The organism is Virgibacillus indicus (assembly GCF_002266285.1).
In the GTDB taxonomy this organism is placed as follows: Bacteria; Bacillota; Bacilli; order Bacillales; family Amphibacillaceae; genus Virgibacillus_K; species Virgibacillus_K indicus.
This window is the reverse complement of record NZ_NPMS01000009.1, coordinates 136,829-144,634: the sequence shown is the minus strand read 5'-3', so window position 1 is coordinate 144,634 and position 7,806 is coordinate 136,829. Positions and strand designations below refer to the sequence as shown.

General features: G+C 36.9%; 8 protein-coding genes. 4 read left to right on the top strand and 4 right to left on the bottom strand.

The features are described from left to right. Positions 1-296 precede the first annotated feature (296 nt). Positions 297-1,160, bottom strand: coding sequence for an AraC family transcriptional regulator (locus tag CIL03_RS16335; RefSeq protein ID WP_094886954.1), 864 nt, complete (start codon positions 1,158-1,160; stop codon positions 297-299). Between the two features lie 261 nt (positions 1,161-1,421). Between CIL03_RS16335 and CIL03_RS16330 the strand changes: the two genes are divergently transcribed. The 4 genes from CIL03_RS16330 (at position 1,422) to CIL03_RS20290 (ending at position 3,467) form a co-directional block, all read left to right on the top strand. Continuing rightward, a complete protein-coding gene (locus tag CIL03_RS16330) occupies positions 1,422-1,856 on the top strand; it encodes an SRPBCC family protein (RefSeq protein ID WP_240508106.1) in 435 nt (144 codons plus the stop codon). Positions 1,857-1,900: 44 nt separating this feature from the next. Then, positions 1,901-2,530 carry a GyrI-like domain-containing protein gene (locus CIL03_RS16325; protein WP_094886952.1) on the top strand — a complete coding sequence of 210 codons (630 nt, stop codon included), beginning with the start codon at positions 1,901-1,903 and terminating at the stop codon, positions 2,528-2,530. Positions 2,531-2,680: 150 nt separating this feature from the next. After that, entirely contained in the window at positions 2,681-3,031 is a 351-nt protein-coding gene (locus CIL03_RS16320) for a DUF2200 domain-containing protein (RefSeq protein WP_094886951.1), read from the top strand. Positions 3,032-3,335: 304 nt separating this feature from the next. After that, positions 3,336-3,467, top strand: coding sequence for a hypothetical protein (locus tag CIL03_RS20290; RefSeq protein WP_276282962.1), 132 nt, complete (start codon positions 3,336-3,338; stop codon positions 3,465-3,467). A gap of 364 nt (positions 3,468-3,831) precedes the next feature. Here the strand turns inward: CIL03_RS20290 and CIL03_RS16315 are convergent, their stop codons facing one another. Genes CIL03_RS16315 through CIL03_RS16305 form a run of 3 tightly spaced genes read right to left on the bottom strand, consistent with a single transcriptional unit; the run spans position 3,832 to position 7,490 of the window. Continuing rightward, a complete protein-coding gene (locus tag CIL03_RS16315; protein ID WP_165767988.1) occupies positions 3,832-4,962 on the bottom strand; it encodes a Ger(x)C family spore germination protein in 1,131 nt (376 codons plus the stop codon). A gap of 1 nt (position 4,963) precedes the next feature. Further along, on the bottom strand, positions 4,964-6,421 hold the full coding sequence (locus CIL03_RS16310) for a spore germination protein (protein ID WP_165767987.1): 1,458 nt from the start codon (positions 6,419-6,421) through the stop codon (positions 4,964-4,966). Then, positions 6,411-7,490 (bottom strand): endospore germination permease, encoded by a 1,080-nt coding sequence (locus tag CIL03_RS16305; protein ID WP_094886948.1) that lies wholly within the window; start codon positions 7,488-7,490, stop codon positions 6,411-6,413. The genes CIL03_RS16310 and CIL03_RS16305 overlap by 11 nt, the downstream gene beginning before the upstream one ends. Positions 7,491-7,806: the final 316 nt, after the last annotated feature.

Below are 7,806 nucleotides of genomic sequence, written 5' to 3'. Positions count from 1 at the left end.
CAAGGGTTGAAGAGTCTATCCAAGCGATATCAGACCATGCGTTGGACCTAAATGAAACCGCCGTATACGGAACCGTACGTACGGTGGTGTGAGAGGTCGGGGGTTAGTCACCCCCTCCTACTCGATTTTAATTACAAATGTTACTGCAAAATACAGTACAATTCGTTATGCAATTTTAGGCATATTTAATAGTGTAATTTCAAGTTTTGCGATAGGTAAAGGAACCCGTTACCATTAAACGCATTGCTCTTCAAAGGTTTCGTTTCTGTGTTATTCTTCATCATTCCCAGACGATTTCATTTCTTCCGGACAGGAATCCAAACTTCACTATAAGCGTAATCCTTTTTATATACGTCCATTTTAGTAAAAGAAAAGGATGGTGCATGAATCACTTCATAGTCGGAAGAAGGAAGCCATTCTGAATACGTTTTTGCCATTGTTTCCTGCAGCGCAGATGGAAATGGTCCTTCATTTGGAAAGATTGCCCAGGTACAGGCTTCGACTGGCACTTTATCCAATCGATCACTTATCTTATTTTCAGTCGTTAAAACACCGATCATGTGAGTTAAGTCTCCCTCTTCTTTTAAAAAATGAGCGTCAGCGTCATACGAAGCATTAACAATTTCATAAGGCTCTAAATTCTGAAGGGAATGCATTTCTTCTCTTTGTTCTTCCGTTATGCTTTCAGCAAGCTTTACAATCTCGTTATTAACACCTTCAAATTGCATCGGAACCCGTTTGCTCACACCGACTAAATTAAACATTGGCTTTTCTTCAATTCTAAATTCCATAGCAGTTCCTCCTTTAACAGTTATTACAAATGAAAATTTGGGAAATGACTTGGTTACCCCTGTTTTTATGACATCTGAGGGCAGGCAACCACTCCATTTCTTAAATGCTCTCGTAAAGCCGTCCACGGACTGATAGCCATATTTAAAAGCAACATCTGTAACTTTTTCACCTCGCAATAATTCCTTATTCGCTTCCGATAATCTTCTGTTTTTAATATACTCACTTAGCGTCATCCCTGAAAGGTAAAAAAATATCTTTCGGAAATGATAATCGGAAACCCCAGCATATTCAGAAATTCTTTCAAGAGAAAGATCATCAGTTAAACGATCTTCAATATAATCAATCACAAGGTTTAATTCCTTTAACAATATATCCCTCCTTTCATGAATACATCATAGCAAAGCGCTCTTTAGAATACTCGACATTTATTACATAAAAAATATCGATTGACTCCGAGCCTTTTAATTACAGCATAATATGAACAAAAATATCCATGCTATTCTGGATTACGGAATAACATGGATAAATGGTGAAGCTGCCTGTAAAGTTAAATAGTGGCTTTCACAGCTTGTGCTATAATTTAGAAAAGGATTTTTAAGGAGGCAGTCAACATCAGTATTCATTTTGAAGTGAAACGAACGATTCAAGTATCCAAGCAAAAAGCATTCAATAGTTTACTAGATCTCGACGCTGCTAACCATTGGATGCAAGGGCTGGTGCGAATGGAGCGTTTGGACGATGGACCAATGAAAGCTGGGAGCGAGTGGAAGGAAACACGAAAGATGTTTGGTAAAGAGGCTACGGAACATTTTGAGGTAGTCGAATTTAATGAACCAGAAAAAATTGTACTTCGCTGTGATGGAACGAAAGGAACAACGGGCAAAGGAGAATTTATTTTTACATACCGAATCACTTCGTCAGGGGAATACTCAGAAATTACTCTTGATGGTGAGATAAAAGGGCTTACTGGCTTGACAAAACTATTTGGAAAGCTGATGGCAGGAACCTTTAAGAAAGCCTGTGCAAAAGATTTGGATGCGTTAAAGGATTATTTGGAGAAGTGATGAAGATAAGCATCTAGTCCTTTTAAAAAGGAGGTAAACCTGGCTTGAAACATGAATGGAGAAAAAAAGAGAAGCAATTGTATGTGCCAAAAGAAAAACCTGAATTAATAACCGTGCCGGAACAGAAGTATTTTATGCTTAAGGGAAAAGGAAATCCGAATGAGGAAGCATTTTCTGAAAAAATAGGCGCACTTTATTCGTTGGCATATGCGGTTCGCATGATGCCTAAGCAAGGATGGACTCCAGAAGGATATTTCGAATACACAGTCTATCCTTTGGAAGGTATTTGGGATCTAACTGATGAAGGCAGGAAAGCAGACAAGCTCGTTAAAGATGAGTTGTTGTACACGATTATGATTCGGCAGCCTGACTTTGTGACAGAAGATGTTGTGGAAAAGGCATTTGCACACGTAAGAAAAAAGAAGCCTCATCCGTTATTAGATGATGTTTCATTTGGTTCTTTGGAGGAAGGATTATCTGTACAAATGCTGCATGTCGGTTCCTATGATGAGGAACCGCGAACCTTTGAAAAGATGGATGAATTCCTAAGTGTAAACGACTTGGAAAGAATTACGCTAACACATAAAGAAATCTACCTTTCTGATATAAGAAAAGTGGAACCAGCTAAATTAAAGACTGTGTTGAGATATAGAGTTCGGAAAAAACGCTCGTAGAACGATGAACAAAGGACAATATAATGACAATTATTGAAAATTTCCTTAAGCAGTATGGAGGTTGTGAAAAAGTATACTTTAGATAACGGCATTTGAACTAGACTGTTTTAGATACTATAATTAAGAAAAACATAAAAGGTAGGATGTACCATGACCAAACATAAGATTTATTCAATGAGTGTCGCAAAAGTCTATCCCCATTATGTTACGAAGGCGGAGAAAAAAGGACGTACGAAAACAGAAGTCGACGAAATCATCCGCTGGCTGACAGGGTATAGTCAGGAAGAGTTAGAAGCGCAACTCGAAAAACAGACAGACTTTGAGACCTTCTTTGCAGAAGCTCCCCAACTGAATTCATCGCGGACTTTGATCAAAGGTGTGATCTGCGGGGTCCGAGTGGAAGACATCGAAGAACCAACCATGCAGGAAATTCGCTATTTAGATAAGCTGATCGATGAGTTAGCAAAGGGAAAAGCGATGGAGAAGATTTTGCGGAAATAATAATTAAAATCGAAGAAACCCTGATTCCATTTATTAAATATAAGAGGAGCGGTGTTTTTTTGTTGGATGACAATAATCCTGAAACTGTTGTAGAGAAAGTAAATAGTTTGCTGTAAAATCTATCAAAAATGGAGGTGTTCACAATGACTGGCAGTGATCCAAACTATTATGTAAACGCGGGGACGGTTCTCCCGTTTCACTCAGTATTGTGTAGAACTAAAATATCTGTTTCTTGTGTTGCTTTATTTGCAACACTAGAACCGTCTCCGTGTATCACTGAAAAAACAAACGATGCGTTCAGGTAATGAAACTGCTGATTGAAGGAGCATTGCTTCATTTAGAAGCGGATATTAAATGGCTGGATATGATTGCAGATTCGAAAGGGAGAAGAAAGTTCACCGGCTGTGGATTTGAGATGATGTTAAACTGTGTTTAAAAAGTAGCTTTGTTTTCGGGAAAGATTATCTGAGCAGCAGCTTGCTCGGGATTCGTGCTGCTTATCATCGTAAATGAGTCGATTATCGGCGCAGCAGTCATTTTAATCAGCGAACCATTGTGTGAACAGCTGTTTACCCGGGGCTTGTGCTGTTTATCAACGGTTGCATGCTTTGTTTTATCGGGATCGGTTAGTTTATCAGCGCAAGTGAGTCGTTTATCATCATCCCATTGTAAAAGGGGGCCTCATTATGCCCGCCGTGTTAAAGCATTAGCACAGTGGGGGAATGCCTCTGTTTATCCCATCTGATTAATCACTCGGAGTTAAGTTTATTTAAATTTTGCAGAAAGCCCGATTGCTCACATTAATCAAGAATCCCGCTGCTTTCAAGATGGAAATCAACTGTGATTTTATTTAAACTATCTTCTGAAAGTTGAACCTTCTTTAGCTTTTCAGAGTTAACCCCGTTTCGAAATAATTTATTTTTTAAATTATAGATATCGATATTTTTTTCTAATCCTTTTTGATACGTAGTTCTAATCTCTTCTTTAATTTGTTTTTTTACAAGACTTTCTATTTTACTCTGATTCAGTTCTTCCCGTAAATCAGCTACTATCCCTTTAGCTTTTATTTTAATTTCGAATTTTGCTTCCCCTTCATTGCCTATTAGTTTAATACGTGCTGAAGGGCTAGTTATTTCCACGATTCCTATTTCCTTTTCATTATCAATAATTTTTACTGGTGTAATGTTTGTTTTTGATTCTACCCATCTAACCCCAGTTAGATCCTCATATGACATCCAGTCCTGATACTTCCCTTCAGTAATTTGGAAGCCTCCGTTTATTCGCAGCGTCTTCTTAGGTTGCTCATCCGTACCAAACTTACGCCAGGCATTTTTGTCTACCGTAATTGACGGCAGAACAGCCGTCGCTCCAGGGGCATTATAGATAGAAAAAAAATTATACATACGCAAAGGTTTGATGTAGGAATAAACCTTATAAGTATCTTCAGGCTGATACATAATTGTATAGACAGGTGGTAAATGGAAAAACCCGGAAACAGCAAATAACTCTTCAATGGATCCCTTTGCTCCAAACATCCATGGGGTGAATCGAAACTCTGGATTTCTCTGAATTGACTGTTGAATTGTCTCAATTCCCTTTTCTAAAACTGCTTCCGAGTAAATAATAGATCCTATTTGACCCCAATTCAAAGGTTGTTGTGATGTTTTATATAAATTATTTACTGCTTCATGAAACGTTTTTCCTGAACTTTTTCCAACAAACAAAGGTGCACTTTCCGAATTCTTCTGCCCCTCTTGTTTTGCTACATTGGAAAAATCCAGTAATTGTACGTAAAGTATATAGTTTTCATCTTTATAATCAATACCTATAGCCGTTACATAAGCAATCTCACCTATTTCTTTTTCGTCCCAGCAGCCGGTAAGTACTGCTAACAGAATAACTCCAATCCATAATGCTTTGTATCTATACAACTCACTTCTCCCCTTGTCTGTCAGCATCCTGTGTTTTTAATATTCTTGCACGTTTATCTTGTTTGATTACAGGAACCTTTAACAGCGATTTAGAAAAATCCCCTTTAGTAAACGGTGATACAGGACTTAAATATGGAATGTTAAATGACTTGAGTTTTGCAAGATATCCTATAGTCAGAAATAAACTAAGAAAGAATCCATACATGCCCAAAACACTGGCACAAAGTATGGAAAATACTCTTAGAATAGTGACGGTTCCAAACAAGGATTGATTACCTAATGTAAAAGTTGCAACAGAAGCAGTGGCTGCGACTACCAGCATGGTTGGAGAAGTTAATCCAGCCCGGATTGCTGCATCACCCACAATTAATCCACCTACTACTGCAACTGTTTGACCTACAGCTTTTGGCAATCTTACACCCGCTTCACGAAAAAGCTCAAAAAGCAAAATCATTAATAATAATTCAACGGTTGTGTTAAATGGGATCCCTAACCTGGAAGCACCGATTGTGGCTAGTAAGGAAAAAGGAATCTGGTCCACATTATATGCTGATAATGCAACCCAAAAAGACGGAAGGAATATAGCCAATATCAATCCAATAATTCGAAGAAGCATTCCAAAAGAAGCATAATAAAATGGGATATGCTCGTCCTCGGCTGTGTTCAAAAATAATCCAAAGTTAGTTGGCCCTATAACGACATTAGGTACATTATCAATAAAAATGGCAAACCTTCCCCTTGCCAAATTGCCTACAACACCATCCGGTCGAGAATCACTTTCCAGTAAAGGGAATAGCGAATATTTAGTATCTGAAATCATGTCAACTAATTGATTATCGCTAATTAATACATCTATATCAATGGCTTTTATCCGTTCAGTAACCTCATTTATAATTTCATTATTTTGAATATCAGTCATATAGACAAGGCTTACTTTAGTATTACTTCTTTTTCCAACCGTGAACGATTTCGTAACCATAGAATCCGTTTTTAATCGTTTGCGCACTAATGCAATATTTGAGGTAATGTCCTCGACAAACGCATCCCGGGGTCCTTTTACAGATACTTCCGTTGTTGATTCTTCAGGTGATCTCTTAGGAGGATTCGCTGTATTAAAAAAGAAAATGATTTCGTTAATTAAAATGGCTGTATATCCACTAAATACTTTTTCATGTATAACCGTATCAATTGACGGGTCATTCTTAACAAATTTGGTTGTTTCTGAGTAATTCAATGCCTTTAATCCCTTAATTCCATTCAATGTATAGGATCTTTGTATATCAGGCACAAGACTATCAATTAATAAATCACTGTTTATTAATCCTTCACAATAAATCAGAATTAAATCTTCCAGTTTTTTTTCGTTTAATACCTGATTTCTGATAATTTTTATATCAGAAGAATGCTGGAAAAGATTTTTAAAATACGTGATATTAGCATCCGTTTTTTTATTTTTCACCTGCTGACACCCTATTCCTGGATTTCTTTATAAGGAGAAACATAAATACAATCATTAAAATTGCAAAACAACTAGTTCCCAGATAAAAATAATCTTTTAAAAACACAAAAAACTGTTCATCAGATATTGGAGCCAATAAGAGTAATAAATACAAAATGCAGACAATTACCTGTATAATAAAGGGCTTTCTAAATTTGAATGTTTCCTTAATTAAATACAATATCAGTGCTAAACGAATAAAAGAACCGGAGAGCCACTGATAAATGGAAAAAAAGTCCAAATGGTTAAAGTATTGACCGATACTTAATATCCTCCATTGAAGAAATGCGGGATATTTTAACTCTCCAGCTTCTTCAGGACCAAAGACAGCCATGCTTCCAAGCAACGGTCCAATTGTTAAAATGAACAAAAAGAAAGAAAGTAAAAATAAATGGCGAAATGTTACTTTTTTTATGATATGGTGCTGGAGCAGAATAAGCATAAATATCTCTGTAGTCGAGCCAAATATAAAAAGTGAGCCTTTCAAAACATCCATCCAGTCATTTTCAACAAGTACTGGCAGAATAAGTGAATAGTTTTTGGCGGGAATCGTGCCGACCGCAACAAATATTCCAAAGGCAACTACAAAGGGTAAAATTAGGCCAGCGCATATGGCAATCACTTTTATGTTCCCCGAAATATATAATGATGCAGCAAGAATTGCGAATGCCACGACTAGCATTGGTGTATGTGGCAAATATGTATCGTTTGTCCAGGAAACAGTTTCCGTTACGGTAATAAAACCAGTTATAATTAAAAAAATAAAAAGTAATAATGCTATTATCTTCCGAAGTGTATTACTATAATTAGTTTCTAACCATTCAAAAACAGAGGTGTTTTTAAGTTGCTTTGTTACTGCCAGCAATAATAAAAGAAAAGGAATGCTTATCAAATAACCAACTATTACACTTATCCATGAATCACGCCCTGCAGCATCAATAATTAAAGGAACAATCAGAACGTGATTGCTTAGGCCGGTACTTAAAAGGAAAATAAAAAAGAACTGTGGAATACTGATTTGATTTGCCATAGCACTCTCCAGTGTGAAATGTAATTACTATTTAGATTGCGGTTATTTATTATTTCTATACATGTTGGTATAAAAGATCCTAATTTCTTCAAAAGGAATTTAAGGTCTACATCGGTGTGTAAAAGGGTCAGTCTCCCACTACGCTAATACTTTAGCATAGTGGGGGACTGACCGCTGCACCACAAAAGCTTCTTCAGTGGGGAGGGGGAAAGTATCTAAAAATCCTTTTTTCGTTGAAGAAGTATTGTTTTATTCCAAGATAGACGAAGAGTAAAAATAAATTTAAAGGAATGTGAAAGATTGAATCCCCAAGGGG